Origin of the sequence: Flavobacterium sp. RHBU_3, assembly GCF_046613565.1 — a bacterium.
In the GTDB taxonomy this organism is placed as follows: Bacteria; Bacteroidota; Bacteroidia; order Flavobacteriales; family Flavobacteriaceae; genus Flavobacterium.
In genome coordinates this window covers 135,927-155,369 of the sequence record NZ_JBKJHC010000002.1, presented here as the reverse complement: position 1 = coordinate 155,369, position 19,443 = coordinate 135,927, and the positions used below count along the sequence as shown (strand labels likewise).

The 19,443-nt window shown below is 43.0% G+C and carries 21 protein-coding genes; 7 read left to right on the top strand and 14 right to left on the bottom strand.

Annotated elements, in window-relative coordinates; genetic code table 11:
• Positions 1-47 precede the first annotated feature (47 nt).
• Positions 48-917 (top strand): aldo/keto reductase family oxidoreductase, encoded by an 870-nt coding sequence (locus ACLI1A_RS03005; RefSeq protein WP_411405943.1) that lies wholly within the window; start codon positions 48-50, stop codon positions 915-917.
• 92 nt (positions 918-1,009) lie between these two features.
• Positions 1,010-1,765 (top strand): SDR family NAD(P)-dependent oxidoreductase, encoded by a 756-nt coding sequence (locus tag ACLI1A_RS03000; RefSeq protein ID WP_411405941.1) that lies wholly within the window; start codon positions 1,010-1,012, stop codon positions 1,763-1,765.
• 130 nt (positions 1,766-1,895) lie between these two features.
• Here ACLI1A_RS03000 and ACLI1A_RS02995 read toward each other — a convergent pair whose 3' ends face one another.
• The 5 genes from ACLI1A_RS02995 to ACLI1A_RS02975 all read right to left on the bottom strand — a co-directional run bounded on the left by ACLI1A_RS02995 (position 1,896) and on the right by ACLI1A_RS02975 (position 6,117).
• On the bottom strand, positions 1,896-2,597 hold the full coding sequence (locus ACLI1A_RS02995; RefSeq protein WP_411405939.1) for a DsbA family oxidoreductase: 702 nt from the start codon (positions 2,595-2,597) through the stop codon (positions 1,896-1,898).
• A 379-nt stretch (positions 2,598-2,976) separates the two neighbouring features.
• On the bottom strand, positions 2,977-3,435 hold the full coding sequence (locus ACLI1A_RS02990) for a hypothetical protein (protein ID WP_411405937.1): 459 nt from the start codon (positions 3,433-3,435) through the stop codon (positions 2,977-2,979).
• Positions 3,436-3,440: 5 nt separating this feature from the next.
• Positions 3,441-3,875, bottom strand: a complete 435-nt coding sequence (locus ACLI1A_RS02985; protein ID WP_411405935.1) for a hypothetical protein — start codon at positions 3,873-3,875, stop codon at positions 3,441-3,443.
• Positions 3,876-3,908: 33 nt separating this feature from the next.
• Complete coding sequence (lepA, locus tag ACLI1A_RS02980) at positions 3,909-5,705, bottom strand: translation elongation factor 4 (RefSeq protein ID WP_411405933.1); 1,797 nt, start codon at positions 5,703-5,705, stop codon at positions 3,909-3,911.
• Between the two features lie 160 nt (positions 5,706-5,865).
• Positions 5,866-6,117: a hypothetical protein gene (locus ACLI1A_RS02975; protein WP_411405931.1), complete on the bottom strand. Its 252-nt coding sequence runs from the start codon at positions 6,115-6,117 to the stop codon at positions 5,866-5,868.
• Positions 6,118-6,473: 356 nt separating this feature from the next.
• Here ACLI1A_RS02975 and dusB point away from each other — a divergent pair, with 356 nt between their 5' ends.
• Positions 6,474-7,466 carry a tRNA dihydrouridine synthase DusB gene (gene dusB, locus ACLI1A_RS02970; RefSeq protein ID WP_411406475.1) on the top strand — a complete coding sequence of 331 codons (993 nt, stop codon included), beginning with the start codon at positions 6,474-6,476 and terminating at the stop codon, positions 7,464-7,466.
• Between the two features lie 55 nt (positions 7,467-7,521).
• On the opposite strand, the gene ACLI1A_RS02965 is transcribed toward dusB, so the two are convergent.
• From ACLI1A_RS02965 to ACLI1A_RS02925, 9 genes are all read right to left on the bottom strand, one after another.
• Entirely contained in the window at positions 7,522-8,268 is a 747-nt protein-coding gene (locus ACLI1A_RS02965; RefSeq protein WP_411406473.1) for a Bax inhibitor-1/YccA family membrane protein, read from the bottom strand.
• Between the two features lie 256 nt (positions 8,269-8,524).
• Positions 8,525-9,301: a pyrroline-5-carboxylate reductase gene (proC, locus tag ACLI1A_RS02960; protein ID WP_411405929.1), complete on the bottom strand. Its 777-nt coding sequence runs from the start codon at positions 9,299-9,301 to the stop codon at positions 8,525-8,527.
• A 139-nt stretch (positions 9,302-9,440) separates the two neighbouring features.
• Positions 9,441-10,223 carry an enoyl-CoA hydratase/isomerase family protein gene (locus ACLI1A_RS02955; RefSeq protein WP_411405927.1) on the bottom strand — a complete coding sequence of 261 codons (783 nt, stop codon included), beginning with the start codon at positions 10,221-10,223 and terminating at the stop codon, positions 9,441-9,443.
• 19 nt (positions 10,224-10,242) lie between these two features.
• Positions 10,243-11,721, bottom strand: a complete 1,479-nt coding sequence (locus tag ACLI1A_RS02950; RefSeq protein WP_411405925.1) for a sensor histidine kinase — start codon at positions 11,719-11,721, stop codon at positions 10,243-10,245.
• A gap of 3 nt (positions 11,722-11,724) precedes the next feature.
• Complete coding sequence (locus tag ACLI1A_RS02945) at positions 11,725-12,276, bottom strand: CopD family protein (protein WP_411405923.1); 552 nt, start codon at positions 12,274-12,276, stop codon at positions 11,725-11,727.
• Positions 12,277-12,426 carry a hypothetical protein gene (locus ACLI1A_RS02940; RefSeq protein ID WP_411405921.1) on the bottom strand — a complete coding sequence of 50 codons (150 nt, stop codon included), beginning with the start codon at positions 12,424-12,426 and terminating at the stop codon, positions 12,277-12,279. It lies immediately after the preceding gene.
• Between the two features lie 136 nt (positions 12,427-12,562).
• Positions 12,563-13,591, bottom strand: a complete 1,029-nt coding sequence (hemH, locus tag ACLI1A_RS02935) for a ferrochelatase (protein WP_411405919.1) — start codon at positions 13,589-13,591, stop codon at positions 12,563-12,565.
• 229 nt (positions 13,592-13,820) lie between these two features.
• Positions 13,821-14,195, bottom strand: coding sequence for a hypothetical protein (locus ACLI1A_RS02930; protein WP_411405917.1), 375 nt, complete (start codon positions 14,193-14,195; stop codon positions 13,821-13,823).
• A gap of 99 nt (positions 14,196-14,294) precedes the next feature.
• Complete coding sequence (locus ACLI1A_RS02925) at positions 14,295-15,167, bottom strand: helix-turn-helix transcriptional regulator (RefSeq protein WP_411405915.1); 873 nt, start codon at positions 15,165-15,167, stop codon at positions 14,295-14,297.
• Positions 15,168-15,395: 228 nt separating this feature from the next.
• On the opposite strand from ACLI1A_RS02925, the gene hemA reads away from it, so the two are divergent.
• From hemA to hemE, 4 genes are all read left to right on the top strand, one after another.
• On the top strand, positions 15,396-16,658 hold the full coding sequence (gene hemA, locus ACLI1A_RS02920) for a glutamyl-tRNA reductase (protein WP_411405913.1): 1,263 nt from the start codon (positions 15,396-15,398) through the stop codon (positions 16,656-16,658).
• Positions 16,659-16,722: 64 nt separating this feature from the next.
• Positions 16,723-17,646: a hydroxymethylbilane synthase gene (gene hemC / locus ACLI1A_RS02915; protein WP_411405911.1), complete on the top strand. Its 924-nt coding sequence runs from the start codon at positions 16,723-16,725 to the stop codon at positions 17,644-17,646.
• Positions 17,646-18,320, top strand: a complete 675-nt coding sequence (locus tag ACLI1A_RS02910; RefSeq protein ID WP_411405909.1) for a uroporphyrinogen-III synthase — start codon at positions 17,646-17,648, stop codon at positions 18,318-18,320. Before hemC ends, ACLI1A_RS02910 begins: the two co-directional genes overlap by 1 nt.
• 48 nt (positions 18,321-18,368) lie before the next feature.
• Positions 18,369-19,397: a uroporphyrinogen decarboxylase gene (gene hemE, locus ACLI1A_RS02905; RefSeq protein ID WP_411405907.1), complete on the top strand. Its 1,029-nt coding sequence runs from the start codon at positions 18,369-18,371 to the stop codon at positions 19,395-19,397.
• Positions 19,398-19,443 lie beyond the last annotated feature (46 nt).

Below are 19,443 nucleotides of genomic sequence, written 5' to 3'. Positions count from 1 at the left end.
GGATTTATGTGTAATTTTACAACGTTTGTAACCCTACAGAAAATAAAATGGACGTACATCTTTCGCCTGTAATAGCCGGAGCCATGAACTGGGGCGACTGGCATGCGAAATTCTCCCCTGCACAAATGGCTGCGCTGATAAACGACTGCGTAAGCTATGGCATCACCACCTTTGACCACGCCGATATTTACGGGGGTTATACCACCGAGGCTGATTTTGGACGAGGCTTTGCCGAAAGCGGCGTTAAGCGTGAAGACATACAGCTGATAAGTAAATGCGGCATACAGCATACCGTTGGCAACCGCGAAAACAAGGTAAAACACTACGATTACAGTAAGGAATATATTATTTGGAGTGCAGAAAACTCGCTTAAGTTCCTGCAAACCGACTACCTTGACGTACTGTTGCTGCACAGGCCAAGCCCGTTAATGCACCCGGACGAGATAGCCGAAGCGGTAACCAAACTGAAAAGCGAGGGTAAGATCCGCGCCTTTGGTGTAAGTAACTTTACCAACAGCCAGACCGACCTTATACGCAGCCGCACCGAGGTGTTTTGTAACCAGATAGAATTTTCGGCGACTGCTTTTCAGCCGATGCTGGACGGTACGCTGGATTATATGATGGTAAACAACATTAAGCCATTGGCATGGAGCCCTATAGGAAGCGTGTTTAAGCAGGGTAACGAACAAAGCCGCAGGTTAAAGCTGCTGCTTATGGATATGGTGGTAAAATACAGTGCCCCGGTAGACGTAATACTGCTGGCCTGGATTATGCAGCACCCGGCGGGCATTATACCGGTATCGGGCTCTACCAGCAGCGACAGGCTGAAAAGCCAGATGAAGGTTACCCAGATAAAACTGGAACTTACCGACTGGTTTGCCATTTGGACGGAGAGCATGGGGAATAAGGTGCCCTAAGCAGTTATAAAGTTAAAAGTCATAAAGTTTGAAAGTTGTTGATGTCACAAATCCGGCAATCCAATAATCTAAAACTCCAAAATAACCATCAAATGAAGAAAACAGTATTGATAACAGGCGCTACAAGCGGTATAGGCAGGGCCACAGCACGACTGCTGGCACAAAATGGTTACCGCCTTATTATATGCGGGCGCCGCGAAGACCGCCTTACCGAACTACAGGATGAATTTGCCGAGCTTACCGATGTAACAACCCTGAACTTTGACGTAAGGACTAAGAAAGCGGTGGCAAAGGCTATAGCATCGCTTCCTGCTGATTTTATAAACATAGACGTGCTGATAAACAACGCCGGTAACGCACACGGCCTGGACCCCATAGAAAACGGCGACGTAGACGACTGGGACAGCATGATAGACATTAACGTTAAAGGCCTGCTGTATGTAAGCAAAGAAGTTATACCAGGCATGGTAGAGCGCCGTAGCGGCCATATTATTAACATAGGCTCTATTGCCGGTAAAGAGGTGTACACTAATGGTAATGTATACTGCGCTACCAAGCATGCTGTAGATGCACTTAATCAGGGTATGCGCATGGATCTTAACCAGTACGGTATTCGCGTAGGGGCTATTAACCCGGGTATGGTAGACACCGAATTTAGCGAGGTACGATTTAAGGGAGACCGCGAGCGTGCCGAAAACGTATACAAAGGCCTGGAACCACTGCATGCTGAGGATATAGCTGATATTATTCAATTTGTAATATCGCGCCCGTACCATGTAAACATAGCCGACCTTACCGTGCTGCCTACTGCACAGGCCAGCGCTACTATAGTAAACAAAGCGTTGTAAGCTTACACTATAAAAACGATAAAGCGGGCTATGTTAGCCCGCTTTATCGTTTTATTCCATTTCGACGATAGGAGAAATCTCTTCAGATTAATATTTTGAGATGTCTCCGCTGCGGTCGACATGGAAATGCTTAATTACACTCGCCGTCTACTGAGCAACTGTCGCCCTCTATAACGGTAAGTTGCGGATGTGCTTGCTGCCATTCCTCAAAAGACCTTTCCAGCGTTTGTAAGAAGACTTCAGGGGTTTGTGCACCCGATACCGCATACTTACGATCGAACACAAAGAACGGCACGCCACGCACGCCTATGTGCTGTGCTTCCTGTATATCGGCTACCACATCGTTTACGTAAGCATCACTACCCATAGCCTGCGTAAGCGCAGCTACATCGAGTCCGAGTTCCTGTGCTATGGCCATCAGCGTTTGTGCATCGTCTATGTTTTTACCTTCGGTAAAATAGCTTTTAAACAATATTTCCTCCGCTTCGTTTTGTTTGCCGTGCTGCTTGGCAAAGTGCAAAAAGCGGTGGGCATTAAAGCTATTGGCCGGTATGGCTTTATCAAAATCATATTTCAGGCCTACAGAAGCCGCCATTTCGGTAACATAGTTATTCATGCCCTTGGCTTCCTCCAGCGAAATGCCCTTGTGTTCCGCCAAAAACTGGTGGATGTTCTTAGATGGATCGGTTTTCATATCCGGCGAAAGCAGGTAGCTTTTCCATTCAATCTCTATATTTTGGCTGTTGCCAAACTGTGCCAGCGATTCTTCAAAACGGCGCTTGCCGATGTAGCAGAACGGACACATAATATCACTCCATATCTCAACTTTCATAGTCGTACTGTTTTATTATGCAAAGGTACGGCAATTTATAGTAACGAGCTGCTATACTTGAGGTAAGGGGGCTTACGTTCTTTTGCTTTGTCTGTCATCGTGGTGGGGCGCTCCCATTGCGCCCTGTCTTTGCGAACGCAGCGCAGCGGAGTGTGGCAATCTCAACTCTTAATGAAATTAGATTGCTTCGTCGTGCCTCCTCGCAAAGACGGTACGTGAAGAAAGTAACCTAATCCGGTGTGATGTACGGGCGTTCCATTCCGGCCGCAGTGCAGCGGAGCGAAGGAATCTCACAGTTACGCCTTAAACTTACGGAAGGCCTGTATCATTTCGTAGATGCCGAATGCTATGACTATTTTGCCAAGAATGAGGACTATATTTAGATATTCTCAGTCAAATTGAATGGTTCAAATTTTTCAGGAAGTGATTGATTTGTGTTGATTATTTCTTTTATGTGATATTTCTCACGTAAGAATGACGAGGAGATATTTGATGTTGGTTTTGCAACTAAATGAAAACTCATATTGTCTTTATCTTCAATATTGGTTTTATCATAACTATAAAATCCTTTCCCAGCCATTTCTATAAAACTTACAAGATAATTATTTAATCCATCTTCTGTTAAATTTAATAATTGGCTTAGGTTAGGGTTTATCTCTATTTCAAATTCAGGATTAATGCTTGAGATAGACTCAAGAATTTGGTCGTTATAATTATCAGTTGCGGTTAAAAGAACAGGCAGGATACCTCCACCTGAGGCCAAGTGAATTAATTTTATACCATCAGAAAAGAAAATATCCAAATCTCTCGTTATTTGTTCAATTTCAGAATAAGCCATACTGATTAGATATTAAAAGTCAGTTTACAATTTTTACATGGCGGCATTTTTTGCATCGTTCTCGGTCTTATTGCACTTGAGAAATTTACTTCCTCAGGATTCAAATGTTTTAATTTTAGCATAACGTGATTTGCTGCATTTACTTCGGCACAATATCCTATAAGATTACCATTCTGTTTTGAATGAATATCCCCTATTGTTAATAGTCTTAATCTTAATTTATTTGAAATGCATTGCGAATCAAAGGGTTTTGATCTGTCGACTTTCTTGTAATAAGATTTTCCTGCACAAATTATTGCCGCAGGATATAATTTTCGCGTTTGGAGACCTAAGGCAAACTGATGGGCTCTTCTCTCTAAAACAGAGGACTTTCTATACATAAGCCATTTTTCTACTAAATTAAACAAAAAACCCGGCACAACTTGTACCGGGTCTTTCATTCAAAATTTATAATTTAAAATTCAAAACAGAATTTAATCGTTCAGCTTCAGTACCGCCATAAACGCTTCCTGAGGTATCTCTACGTTACCCACCTGGCGCATACGCTTTTTACCTTTCTTCTGTTTTTCAAGAAGTTTACGCTTACGGGAGATGTCACCACCGTAACACTTGGCGGTAACGTCTTTACGGAGTGCTTTAACCGTTTCGCGGCTGATAACCTTAACACCAATAGCCGCCTGGATAGGAATATCAAACTGCTGGCGTGGTATAAGCTCTTTCAGCTTTTCGCACATTTTTTTACCAATGTTGTAGGCGTTATCCTCGTGGATAAGTGCCGACAGTGCATCTACACCCTGGCCGTTAAGCAGTACATCCAGGCGTACCAGCTTAGAGGTACGCATACCTATAGGCGAGTAGTCAAACGAGGCGTACCCTTTAGATACGGTTTTTAGCCTGTCGTAAAAGTCGAATACAATTTCGGCAAGCGGCATATCAAAGTTAAGCTCCACACGCTCTGTAGTAAGGTACGTTTGATTGGTAATAATTCCACGCTTTTCTATACACAGGCTCATTACGTTGCCCACAAAGTCGGCCTTGGTAATAATGGTTGCTTTAATATACGGCTCCTCTACATGGCTCAGTTTGCTTGGCTCAGGCAGGTCGCTTGGGTTGTTTACAACAAGTGGTTTTTCCGGTTCTTTTTTAGTATACGCAAGGTAGCTAACGTTTGGTACGGTAGTAATTACCGTCATGTCAAACTCGCGCTCCAGGCGTTCCTGTATAATTTCCATGTGCAGCATGCCCAGGAATCCACACCTAAAACCAAAGCCCAGTGCCGCAGAACTCTCAGCAGCAAACACCAGCGAAGCATCGTTTAGCTGTAGCTTCTCCATAGAGTTGCGCAGTTCTTCGTAGTCCTCTGTATCTACAGGGTAAATACCTGCAAATACCATTGGTTTTACGTTTTCAAAACCGGCAATCATATTTGTTGTAGGCGTTTTGGCATCGGTAATGGTATCACCCACTTTTACCTCTTTTGCCTCTTTAATACCAGATATTAGGTAACCAACGTCACCAGCGCTTACTACTTGTTTTGGCACCTGGTTTAGTTTCAGTGTGCCTATTTCGTCGGCAAAATATTCATTGCCTGTAGCCATGAATTTAATCTTCTGGCCTTTTTTAATTTCTCCGTTTATAACACGGAAAATAACCTCAATACCACGGAACGGGTTATATACCGAGTCGAAAATCAGTGCCTGTAGCGGCTCTGCAGGATCGCCCTTAGGAGCAGGGATACGCTCTATAATGGCTTCAAGGATTTTATCTACACCAAGTCCTGTTTTACCCGAAGCCGGAATAATATCTTCCAGTTTACAGCCCAGCAGGTCTACAATATCATCACTAACTTCTTCAGGGTTAGCGCTTGGCAGGTCTATTTTATTTAGTACAGGGATAATTTCCAAGTCGTTTTCCAGCGCCAGGTACAAGTTGCTTATGGTTTGTGCCTGTATACTCTGGGCAGCGTCTACAATAAGCAGTGCGCCTTCGCAAGCTGCAATGGAGCGTGATACCTCGTAGCTAAAGTCTACGTGACCCGGAGTGTCTATAAGGTTAAGGATATATGTTTCGCCGTTGTGGGTGTATTCCATTTGTATGGCGTGGCTTTTTATGGTAATGCCGCGCTCACGCTCCAGGTCCATATTGTCCAGCAGCTGTGCTTGCTTTTCACGCGCCGTTACGGTTTGCGTAGCATCAAGCAGTCGGTCGGCCAGGGTACTTTTACCGTGGTCAATATGGGCAATAATACAAAAGTTCCTAATGTTCTTCATCTTCGTCAGTTATCATAGTTTGTGCCTGGGCACGGGTACGTATAAAGATACGCGTTTTAATCGGCAAATATAGTTAAAGTTAGCGTGTTTCAAAGCGCCATTTTATAAGTGGCATAAAAAACAAACGCCGGCACTCAGCGGCCGGCGTTTGTTATAATGATTAGCAGTAGCTAAAACTCTTTTTGTTTAGGGTATACGGAATAAGGATAGGGTCTTTCTTTTTCTTTCTTATCCTCATCCTTTTTTCTATTTTGCTTTCAGCAATTTCTTTATCTGTAAAATAGGCAATCAAAACATTATTTATGTTTTTTTGTGCTACAGCATTAAACGTAGTGTTTACGGCCTTTTCGGCAGGCTCTGTCACTTTATTCTCCTGCGCGGCAGCCTTACCGGCAGTGAGTGTTAAAACCACTAAACTTAATTCAAAAACTCTCTTATTTAACATTTCCATTTCTTAATACTATCTTCTGGTGGGTAATGCAAAGATAATGAGTTAGTTAAAATATTAATAATTAATTAACGACAAAATGCACTTTTTACCCGACGAACCGCATTTTACTGGGGGTTTCGCGTAAGTCAACCATTAAATATCAGGGATTTTACTTACAAAACACCTGTTGAACGGCGTTTTCTACCCGACGAAACAATTATTTATATTTTAAATAACTATTTAACATAAAATCTAACGCTCTTAACAGTCCTATATATATAATGGGATGCCCTAAAGCGTTATTATATTAATTTGTACTTTTGCACAAAATGTAGATGATGGTAAAGATTGGAAACATAGAACTGCCTGAATTCCCGCTGCTTCTGGCTCCGATGGAAGATGTAAGCGACCCGCCTTTCCGTAGGTTGTGTAAAACACATGGTGCCGACATGATGTTTAGCGAATTCATTTCGAGCGAAGGCCTTATCCGCGATGCTATAAAAAGCCGCCAAAAACTGGATATATTTGACTATGAACGCCCTGTGGGTATACAAATATTTGGTGGTGATGAGGAAGCCATGGCCATGAGTGCCCGTATTGTGGAAACCGTAAACCCCGATCTTGTAGATATAAACTTTGGCTGCCCTGTAAAAAAGGTGGTATGCAAAGGCGCCGGTGCCGGTGTACTTAAGGATATTGACCTTATGGTGCGTCTTACAAAAGCTGTTGTAAACAGTACGAGCCTGCCTGTAACCGTAAAAACGCGTTTGGGTTGGGACGAAAACTCTATTAATATAGACGAGGTAGCCGAACGCCTGCAGGACGTAGGCATAAAAGCCCTGAGCATACACGGACGTACACGCGCCCAAATGTACAAGGGTGAAGCCGACTGGAGCCATATAGCCCGCGTAAAGAACAACCCGCGTATACACATACCAATCTTTGGAAACGGCGACATAGACAGCCCTGAAAAGGCGCTGGAATATAAAAATAAATATGGTGTAGACGGACTTATGATAGGCCGTGCTGCTATAGGATACCCTTGGATTTTTAACGAAATAAAACACTTCTTTAAAACCGGGGAACACCTACCTGAACCTACTATAGCAGACAGGGTTGAAGCTGCCCGAAATCACCTGAAATGGTCTATAGAATGGAAAGGCGAGCGTGCCGGTATAAACGAAACACGCAGGCACTATACTAACTACTTTAAAGGGATACCTAACTTTAAGGAATACCGCCAAAAGCTGGTTACAAATGATGCCGCCGAAGATGTGTACGCTGCATTTGAAGAAATCCTGCAAAAATTTGGCGAAGGTCAACCGGTATAAAAAAGAACAAAGCCTCACATTGTGAGGCTTTGTTCTTTTTTATGGGTATGGTTTCTTAGTTCCTGCTTTGCAGTTTAGAAAGCAGCCTTAAAAACTCGACATAAAGCCATACCATAGTAATTACCAGCCCCATGCCTGCAAACCATTCCATATATTTTGGCAGCTGGCGGCGTGCACCCTGTTCTACAAGATCAAAATCAAGTATAAGGTTTAGGGCAGCTATTATGATTACAAATATGCTGAAACCAATACTGACCAGTGAATTTCCATGGTGAAATAATGAGATACCGAATATCCAGCCTAATAATGCCGAGATAAGATAGTAAGTGCATATTGCAAGGGTAGCCGCAATTACAACCGATTTAAATTGTTCGGTCACTTTTACAACCCCAAAGCGATACAGCGCCAAGCAAACACCAAATGTAACAAGAGAACCTGCAACAGCCTGTATAACTATACCAGGATATTTTGCTTCGAATATTAGCGAAACAGTACCAATAAAAACACCTTCAAACAGAGCATATGCAGGTGCCGTATATGGTGATAATTTTGGTGAAATACTACTAACAACCACCATAATGATGGCCACAATAACACTACCTACTGCTGCCGGATAAGGATTTATTCCCTGTAAAAGCATATAGAATGGAAGAATTGCACCAGCAAAAAGCAACGCAAACAAAATAAACGTCTTATTAACAGTGCCTTTCACGGTCATTATTTCATAGTCAGCCGCATAAACATCGGTTGCTGACTTGTACGACTTTCCTCCAAAAAATGGGTTTCTTGATTTTAGTTCCATTGGTTCAATTAATTTATGATGTAAATATACTTTTAAATTCAAAACTTAAAAAACACACTTACATTTTTGGCAATAAAAAAAGGGAAAACAGACCGTTTTCCCTTTTTTGCCCCCAAAAATACCGTAAAACTTAATTTTACTAATGCTATTTTACTGGAGCAAACTTATGTTAGTTTTTTTGTTGCTGCAAATAATTTAGACGTACTCTAAATAAATCCGATGAAATGCTTCATTTATACATAATGAGAACTTTACATCATCCTTTTATCTGTTTTAAGGAGGTTTTTATCCCCTTTATAAGCGACGAGCTAAAGCCTTCGTGTTCCATTTCATTCAGTCCGGCTATTGTACAACCCTGCGGAGTGGTTACCTTATCTATAAGCTGCTCCGGGTGGGCGCTTTCTTTCAGCAGCATTTCGGTAGCTCCCAGGGCAGTCTGCGCTGATATTGCTAAAGCAGTTTTGGCATCAAAGCCTATTTCTATTCCCGCCTGCATACTGGCACGTATATAGCGCAGTGCAAATGCAGTACCACAGGCGCCCAACACCGTAGCGGCATCCATCAGCTTTTCATCGATAATTACAGCCGTACCCACTTTATCAAACAGGTCTACAATTGGCTGTGCCTTACTTATATCTTCTGCCTTAGCCGAAACACAGGTAGCCGAAGCTCCGTATTGTGCAGCTATGTTTGGCATAATACGCACCACGGTATTTGTACCGGCTATTTTGGCGTGCAGCTGTTCCAGTGTTACCCCGCTTGCCGCCGAGGCTATAATTTTACCCGAAACGTGTGGCAATAGTTCACCCAGTACAGCATCTACCTGCCAGGGTTTTATGGCCAGCATTAAAATATCGGCATTGGCTATCCCATCGGCATTATCTGCCGATGTGTTTATACCATATTGTTTCAGGTTATCTATAAGCTTTACGTTTCGGCGGGTTACAGTAATAGTGTTTCCTGTAGTAAACTGCGCCAACCCTATGGCTATGGCGGCACCCAGGTTGCCTCCGCCTATTATATGAATGTTCATTGTCTATACTCTATTGATTATTGATTCTATTTTTAAAGATATGGAATTTAAGATATTGCAGTACCCAAATTTTACTATAAACAAAAAGGGGATAACCACAGATTATCCCCTTTACGATTTCTATGATTATATACGTTTACTATCTTCCCGGGAAATTAGCTTTTCTTTTTTCAATAAAAGCAGTAGTACCTTCCTTAAAATCCTCAGTACCGAAGGCTTCACCAAAAGCCCTTATTTCGCTTATAAAACCGTTCACTCCGGCTTCATAGCCTGCATTAACAGCTTTAATAGCCTTGCTTATCGCTACGGGCGAATTCTTCATTATTTTAGCTGCAATACCTTTGGTAAAGTCAAGCAGCTCTGACTGTGGCACTACGTGGTTTACAAGCCCCCACGCCTTAGCATCCTCGGCTGTAACCATACCTGCGGTCATTATCATTTCCATAGCACGACCTTTTCCTATAAGCTGCGGCAGGCGTTGTGTGCCACCATATCCGGGTATTACACCCAGCGACACTTCAGGCAGCCCCATTTTGGCATTGTCACCCGCTACACGGAAATGGCAGGCCATAGCCAGTTCAAGACCGCCGCCCAGCGCAAAGCCGTTTACAGCAGCTATTACCGGTGTACCCAGGTTTTGCACAAAGTCAAACAGCATGGCTTGTCCTTCGGCAGCCAGGCGCTCTCCTCCCTCTACCCCAAAATGGGCAAACTCAGCAATATCGGCTCCGGCCACAAAAGCCTTTTCACCGCTACCGGTTACTATGATTACTTTTACTGTAGCATCTGCATCAAGCACCTTAAACGCTTCATGAAGCTCACCTATGGTATCTTTATTAAGGGCATTAAGCTTTGTGGGCCTGTTTATGGTTATCTGTGCTATACCGTTATCAGTTTCGGTAAGTATGTTTTCAAAAGCCATGGTTATAGTATTTTGTTTTTTATTTTTCTTTGGTTATAGGCAACGTTACCGTAAAGATAGTACCTTTTGTGGGAGTGCTGTCAAAAGTTATAGTACCGTGGTAGCTTTCTACTATATTTCTGATAATACTCAGGCCAAGCCCCATACCGCTTGACTTGGTGGTAAACTTAGGTTCAAAAATACGGCCACGGTCTTCAGTGCTTATACCCTTACCATTATCTGCTACGGTAATTTTTACTTTTTCGCCTTCACGGATAATCTGCACCGCCACACGCGGATTTGGTTTATCTTCATCCAGTGCCTGTATAGCATTCTTTACCAGGTTAGTAATAATACGTATCAGCTGCGTACGGTCCATACGCGTAATAATAATGTTTTCCTCAGTATGAAAGCTTATGTAACTTTCATTAAATATGTCCAGTGCCAGCTTCACAATTTCTACAACATTCAGCGTTTCATTCTGCTGCGCCGGTAGCGAGGCAAAGTTGCTAAACGCCGATGCCACAGACGTCATGGTATCTATTTGCTGTATAAGGGTGTTTACAAACTCGCCCAGTTTCTCACGGATGTTCGGGTCAGCAGGGTCAAATTTCCTTTGGAAACTCTGCACCGTAAGACGCATGGGTGTTAGCGGGTTTTTTATTTCGTGTGCTACCTGTTTGGCCATTTCGCGCCAGGCCTCCTCACGTTCTTTTTGTGCCAAAAGCGCCGCACTTGCCTCCAGGTCGTCTACAAGGCTATTGTAAGCATCTACCAGCAGGGTAATTTCCTGCGGGGCTTCGTCCATGTGTATCTTTTCGTTTACCTCATTCAGGCTGGCTTCTTTTATACGGACACTGACTGCCTTAATACTCTGGGCAATGTAGCTACTGAGGAAGTAGGCAATAATTACCGAAATAATAAGCATAAACGAATACACCTGTATAAAACGGGCTATAAAGTTGTTTATCTCTTTTTCGTAATAGCCATCATCTTCCATGTAAGGAAGGTTAAGGATGCCCAGCGGTTTAAACTTAGTGTCTTTTATATAGCTGTATGAAGAGCGAAACTTTTTATTATCTGTAGTGGTACCTGCCTCTACATAACGCTTTTCGGGGTTGGTACGAATGGAGTCGAGAATTTTTACCGGTAAATCCTGGTTGATGGTATCTACCGAAAAAGCCGCTTTGCTTGACTTGAGTAATTGCCCATTAAGGTCGTAAATATTAATTTCGGTACCCTGAATGTTTGCCAGTTCGTGAATACGGTCGCGAAAAATGAGCGGAAGATTCTCGGTAGTAAGTGGATACGTAGTGTTGGCCAGCACATAGCTGATGTGTTCCTTTATGGAGTTTTCCTTGCGCTCCAGGCGGTCCTGGTGGTACTCTTTTGCCTCGCGGTTAAACTGGTAAATAGACACCAGCGCTATAAGAAACGATGCTATAAGGGTAATAAATATCATGGATATAAATATCCTTACCCGTAATGACCACCGTTTTATTCCGAATTTGTCTTTCATGCCTCAGGAGCCGTTTTTCTCCCTTATTTTTTTATAGAATTTATATCCCAACATCAGCAATATGCTAAACAGGATAATGCCCACCACACCGTAAATCCAGTTTACAGCATTTTTTAAAATTACCAAAAATACCACTGCAAACAAAATCAGGGTGGCACCTTCGTTCCACAAACGCATAAAGCCGGTAGTATATTTCACCTCATCGCGCTGTAATTGTTTAAATATCTGGTGGCACTTAAGGTGATACAGGTACAATAGGAACACAAAAGTAAGCTTTACGTGCATCCAGGGCTGGGTAAGCAATGCGTTACCCGTAGGGGTAAAAAACAGCATCCAGTACGCAAAAATGCTTGCCAGCACCGCACTGGGCCAGGTAATGATATACCATAGCCTGTACGTCATTAGCTTATACTGCTTTATCAGGATTTCCTTTTCGGGTGATGGCTTACTGTTAGCCTCTATATGGTACACAAACAGCCTTACAATATAAAACAACCCGGCAAACCAGGTAATTACAAAAATAAGGTGCAGTGATTTTATGTAGTTGTAGTCCATTTATTTCTGTGTGAGCCTTAGCCATTCTAAATCAATTCTATCCAAATCGTCCTGAGACAAAACCTTGTTGTTCTGAATGTCATCTTCACTCATATTGAGCATGAAGATTTGAGATTCTGAAAGCCGGATGATACTATCTTCAGCTGTCATGATGCAATTGATTTATACAAATTTATGTAATCTTATGTTTATTCCCACCGGTACTTGTGGTAAAGTTGAACGAATAACAAAAAGGAAGCCAATATTTTCGACTTCCTTTTTATCAGTGCTTTTATTTAAGAACGTTTTAGGCAGGCACCTCAGCATTAGCCCACTCATTTATCCAGTTGGCTACCACGTTTACCCATTCGTCGCCATCGTTAAGGCACGGTATAGCATGGAAGTTTTCGCCGCCGTGTTCCACAAAATCCTCATTGGCACGCATGGCTATTTCCTCCAGCGTTTCCAGGCAGTCTGATACAAACGCCGGGGTAACCACCGCAAGGTTTTTAATACCTGCTTCAGGCATTTTGTTTATTTCTACATCGGTATACGGCTCCAGCCATTTATCACCAGCAAGGCGGCTCTGGAACGTTAGCGAGTATTTATCTTCAGGCAACCCCAGTTGCTCCACCACAAGCCTGGTGGTTTCGTAGCACTGGTGGCGGTAACAAAACTTATGTGCCGCCGATGGTGTAACGCAGCAGGTACCGTTTATTTTACAGTGCGACTTGGTTACATCGGTCTTACGGATGTGACGCTCCGGTATACCGTGGTAGCTAAACAGCAGGTGGTCGTACTCAAAGCCTTCAAGCCCTTTTTTAATAGAATTAGCCAGCGCCGTAATGTAATCGGGTTTGTTGTAAAACGCAGGTACATCGGTAAAGCGCATGTGCGGGAATTTCTTTTTCCTGATTTCCTCGGCAAGTACCAGTATGGTTAGCGTAGAAGCCATGGCATACTGCGGATACAACGGAAACAGCAATACATCGGTAACACCCTGGTCAGATAGTTTTTGCAATCCGCTTTCTATAGACGGGTTGCCGTAACGCATGGCCAGCTCTACGGGTATCTCTGTTTTAGGAGCTACTTTTTCCTGTAGCCTTTTACTCAGTACAATAAGCGGTGAGCCTTCTTCCCACCATATTTTAGCATACGCGTGAGCCGATTCCTCAGGCCTTTTGCGCAGTATAATACCACGAACAAGCAATGCCCTTAGCAGAAACGGCACGTCTATAACGTACTTATCCATAAGGAACTCGTCCAGGTACGGTTTTACATCTTTTGCGGTAGGGCTTTCCGGTGAGCCCAGGTTAATTAAAAGTACTCCTTTCATTACTTTTATTTTTGTTTTATGGTGTCGCTGTTGGGTGCAAATATCGCACAACAGACTGTATATGTTTTTTATTTAACTATTGTTCAATGCAGATTACAGTGCAAATTTCGCGTCTTAAGCCCTGCTATATACACTTACTTAATACTTTTAGTTTATAATGGATTAGTTTAAAACTATTGTCCATTTGAGCAGATTTGTGTTTTAAAAACCTTGTAGGTTGTTACCGGTTTTAAAAATCACTACCGATTATACCTGATGGTGGAAGATTAAAAAACACTTTACCTGTTTTTATATCTTCATATAGACGATACACTACTGTGTTTAGCTCATCTTGTTCACAGGCATATGTGCCTATTTCTCCATACTTTGAATACGAAGAAACATTAAATCCTTCTTCAATGTCATTATACCAAAGTACTTGCCTGCCAAAAATACCCACCACCCAAAAACCGCTACCTTCATTTCCATATTCTGTTTCCTGCCATTTTTCAGGGGTAATTTTTATATAGTGCCATAGTGCAAGCTCTGTAATACTCATATTTGCAACTGCTTTACTAATGTTTGCATTAAGCGCTTCTAATGGTATAGGTTGCCAAGTTTTCATCTGTTTTCGCGTATTTATTCCATTTCCTACAAGGTTTTTAAAACCTTGCAGGTTGCTCGCCCCGTCTATTATCTTACGTCTATCATCTGTAAGTCTTCCTTACACCTTCTCCGTAATACTCATCAAGTACTTCTTAGGAGTGGTGCCAAATTTCTTTTTAAACGCCGCTATAAAGTGGCTTGCGGTACTGTAGCCTATGCGCAGGCCCACTTCGTTTACGTTATACGAACCGCTGTCCAGCAGTTTACGGGCGTAGTCCATTTTATAGTCGAACAGGAAACCGTACACACTATCACCATAAATCTGACGGAAGCCCATTTTCAGCTTTTTCAGGCTGATGCCCACCTGTTCGCTCAGTTCTTCAAGTCCCGGCGGTTCGGCCATATTGGCTATTACAATATCTTTAGCGCGGCGAATTTTCAACACATTGTCCTCATCTATCAAGAAAGGACATTGCTCAGCATTAGGGTCTTCCGCACGATTAAAGTAAAGACTAAGCAGTTCGTAAACCTTACCCTTAAAGTACAGCTTCTTTATAGAAGGATGCATATTAAAGTGGAACATCTGGCTCAGTACTATAGCCATAGATGGGTTTATGGTATCGTCTTTATAATACTTCCTGTCTATATTCCCGGGACTAAGAAACGGTATATGACCTGCCTGTTCTGAGAAAAATCCGTGAAACTTTTTGATGGAAATCAATACCGATATTACCCAGCTGTGCGGTGCTACTTCCAGCTGCATGGGAAGGCTGATTTGTGGATTATAAAGGAATAGCGAAACCTCCTCGCGCAGGTCAAGCGCATAGCGGCCTTCATTAAATATAAACTTACCCCGGCCCTTAATCCCGAAGTGGAATTGTATAAGCTCAGTGCCTGCTTCCCTTGTAAAATGGGAGGTTTCGTCGCTGTTGTTTTCAAACTTCAGCACATAAAAACCATCTTCAATCATTATCTCCTCATGCGAACCCATAGCGATATTTTTTCATCAACTAAAAACACAAACCAGTTTGTTTTTATTTAGAATGTTTCTAAACTATGTTTTTGTAAAGCATTGATATTAGTGCAAAGTTACAGGAATTCGGTAAAAAATAACGCTACAGGGTCAAAATATCCCACAGCGACACAATTAGGACGTAGAGCGTTATTTTTTAAAACTGCCTTGTTATACTTTTGTTAAACTTTTTAGGTAAAAGTGTATATGGACAAAAACAACATGCACAGGCATCAGTACTTTTATGCTGTGGGACTTAGTTTCAGGAAAGCTGACGCCGAAGTGAGAGGAAAATTCAGCCTTGACGCACAAGGCCGTGCAGCTGTATTAGCACAGGCTGCCACCGAAGGCATAGAAAGCCTTGTGGTAGTAAGCACCTGTAACCGTACAGAAATATATGGGTTTGCTCAACACCCATTTCAGCTTATAAAACTACTTTGCGATAACAGTAACGGCTCGGTGGAAGAATTTCAGCGCGCCGCTTTCGTATTTAAAGGCCCTGAAGCCATAGACCACGTGTTTCGTGTAGGCACCGGGCTGGATAGCCAGATACTGGGCGACTTTGAAATTATAAGCCAGATAAAATCCAGCTTTGTAGAAAGTAAAGAAGCCGGACTTGCCAACGCGTTTATAGAACGATTAGTAAACAGCGTAATACAAGCCAGCAAGCGCATTAAAAACGAAACCGAATTGAGCAGCGGTGCCACATCGGTATCATTTGCATCGGTGCAGTATATGATGGCCAATGTAGTAGACATCCAAAACAAGAACATACTACTTTTTGGAACCGGAAAAATAGGCCGCAATACCTGCGAAAACCTGGTAAAGCACACTAAGAACAACCACATTGTACTTATAAACCGTACACGCGAAAAAGCCGAACAGGTAGCCGGTAAGTTTAACCTTGTGGTTAAAGACTACGACCTGCTTCCGCTGGAAATAGAAAAAGCCGATATACTTGTTGTAGCCACTGGAGCACAAAAACCTACTATAGACAAAGATATCCTTGCCTTAAAAAAGCCGTTACTGATACTGGATCTTTCGGTGCCTATGAACGTGCACGAAAATGTACGCAGCCTTGAGGGTGTTACCGTAGTGCACCTGGACGACCTGAGCAAAATTACCGACAGCACGCTGGAAAACCGCAAAAAACACATTCCAGCAGCTGAGGCTATTATTACTGAGGTAATGGACGAATTTATAGACTGGACAAACGCCCGTAAATTTGCCCCTACCATAAACGCCCTTAAAGACAAACTGAACTCTATAAAAGAGGGAGAAATTGATTTTCAGCGCAAAAAACTCCGTAATTTTGATGAAGAGCAGGCCGAAATCATCAGCCAGCGTATCATCCAGAAAATTACAACGCATTTTGCCAATCATCTTAAGGACCACAATACATCGGTAGATGAAAGCATAGAGTGGATAGAAAAGGTGTTTAAACTGGAAACCAAAGAACAAGCTACTTAAACCATAGCTTTTACGATGTGATTTTTCGGCTGAATCAGTAACCTGAAACCTGTAAACCTGAAACTTGGAACAAAAAACAATACGAATAGGCACCCGTGACAGCGAACTTGCCCTGTGGCAGGCACACACGGTAGAACGTAAGTTAAACGACCTGGGCTACGCCACCGAAATTGTAGCTGTAAAAAGCACAGGCGATATTATACTCGATGTGCCGCTATACGAACTGGGCATTACCGGTATTTTTACCAAAACGCTGGATGTAGCCATGATAAAAGGCGAAGTGGACATAGCCGTGCACAGCATGAAAGATGTACCTACCGCATTGCCAAAAGGCATAGTTCAGGCGGCGGTACTACCACGTGCCAACACCCACGATATTTTAGTACATAAAGGCAACGACGGCTTTTTTGCCGATGCCGCAACCATTGCTACCGGTAGTCTTCGCCGCCAGGCACAGTGGCTGCACCGTTATCCTAACCATACCATTACCGACCTTCGTGGCAACGTAAACACCCGCCTGAAAAAACTGGCCGAAAGCACTTGGGAAGGTGCCATTTTCGCACACGCAGGATTGGAGCGTATTAACGTGCTTCCGGGTAATTACATTACGCTGGACTGGATGATTCCTGCCCCGGCTCAGGGTGCCATGGTAGTAGTTGCCATGGAAAACGATACCTACTGCCGCGAAGCCCTTGCACAACTAAACGACACCCCTACCGAAGTAGCCACGCATATAGAGCGCCAGTTTCTACGCAGGCTGGAGGGTGGCTGTACTGCCCCAATAGGCGCTTTGGCAACTTATGTAGATAATGAAATCCGTTTTGAAGGGGTATTGCTGAGTATAGACGGCAAGCAACGCCTGCACATAGAAAAGACCCTATCGGCAAGTGCCGATTACAGTAATCTGGGCAACGAATGTGCGGATGAGATACTACAAAACGGTGGTGCTGAACTGATGGAACAAATTCGTACCCAACTGAAAAAATAATGGCGTATAGAGTACTGTCTACCAAAAAACTGCAACCTAACCAGAAGCTGTATCTGCTTAATGCAGGGCTTTCGGTTATAGAAGCTGATTTTATTGGCATTCAGTACAAGCCTTTTGAAATAAACAACACTGCTGATAATCTTATCTTTACAAGTCAAAATGGCTTTAAAGGATTTTTACAGCATATAGCCAGTGGTGTATTTGCAGGCAGTAACGTGTTTTGCGTAGGCGAAAAAACAAAAAGCTTTATAGAGCGTCACGGTTTTAAAGTGGTAGAGGTGGCAAACGATGCTGAAAGCCTTGCTATTATTATCACAGAGAAATACGCTACAGAGCGTTTTATGTTCTTTAGCGGAAGTATACGCAAGGAAACCCTGCCCGATACATTGACCAAAGCGGGCGTAGCCTTTACCGAAACACAGGTGTACGATACAGTGCTTACACCACACAAAATAGAAACAAAACTGAATGGTATACTGTTCTTTAGCCCATCGGGCGTAGAGAGTTACCTGAAAGAGAATACAATTACCGATGAAGCCTGTTTTTGCATTGGGCAAACCACTGCAAATGCGCTTACAGGTGTAACAGATAAAGTAGTTGTGGCACACAAGCCGAGCATTGAAAATGTAATAGTGCAGGTGCGTAATTACTGGTCTCACAGAAACAATGAATAAAAATTAGTGCCATTCGTGAAATTAGTGGCAAAACATAAAAACAAACAAATGAGCATAAAAAACGACCTATTTTTAAAAGCATTACGAAACGAAACCGTAGAACGTCCGCCGGTATGGATGATGCGCCAGGCAGGCAGGTATTTACCTGAATTCCGTGCCCTGCGCGATAAATACGATTTCTTTACCCGTTGCCAAACGCCTGAGCTTGCTGCCGAAATTACGGTACAGCCCATCCGTATTGTAAAACCCGATGCGGCTATTTTGTTTAGCGACATCCTTGTGGTACCGCAGGCTATGGGTATAGAAGTGCTTATGAAAGAAAGCGTAGGTCCGTTTTTGCCTAATCCTATCCGCTCGGCTCAGGATGTAGAAAAAGTAATAGTTCCGGATATCCACGAAACACTTGGCTACGTTATGGATGCCATAAAACTGACCAAGGAAATGCTGAACGATGAAGTTCCGCTAATTGGTTTCGCGGGCAGCCCGTGGACGATTTTCTGCTATGCCGTGGAGGGTAAAGGCTCTAAGAGTTTTGATACTGCCAAAGGTTTCTGCTTTAGCCAGCCGGAAGCAGCACACGCGTTACTTCAGAAGATTACCGATACTACCATAGCCTACCTGAAAGAAAAAGTAAAAGCAGGTGTAAACGCCGTACAGGTGTTTGACAGTTGGGGTGGTATGCTAAGCCCGGTAGATTACCAGGAGTTTTCATGGAGGTACATCAACCAGATTGTAGAAGCACTTGCCCCGGAAACTCACGTTATAGTATTTGGTAAAGGCTGCTGGTTTGCACTGGGCGATATGGCACAGAGCAAAGCTTCGGCACTGGGTGTAGACTGGACGTGCAGCGCACGCAATGCCCGTTACCTGAGTGGTGGCCGCATTACCCTGCAGGGTAATTTTGACCCAAGCCGACTGCTATCGCCTATACCTACCATTAAAAAAATGGTACACCAGATGATTGATGAGTTTGGCAAAGACAATTATATCGTTAATTTAGGACACGGCATTTTGCCAAACATTCCGGTAGACCACGCTAAGGCGTTTGTAGATGCCGTGAAGGAATACAAGAAATAGTTTTTGGTTGATGGTTGTTAGTTATTGGAAAAACAAAAGCTGGCTA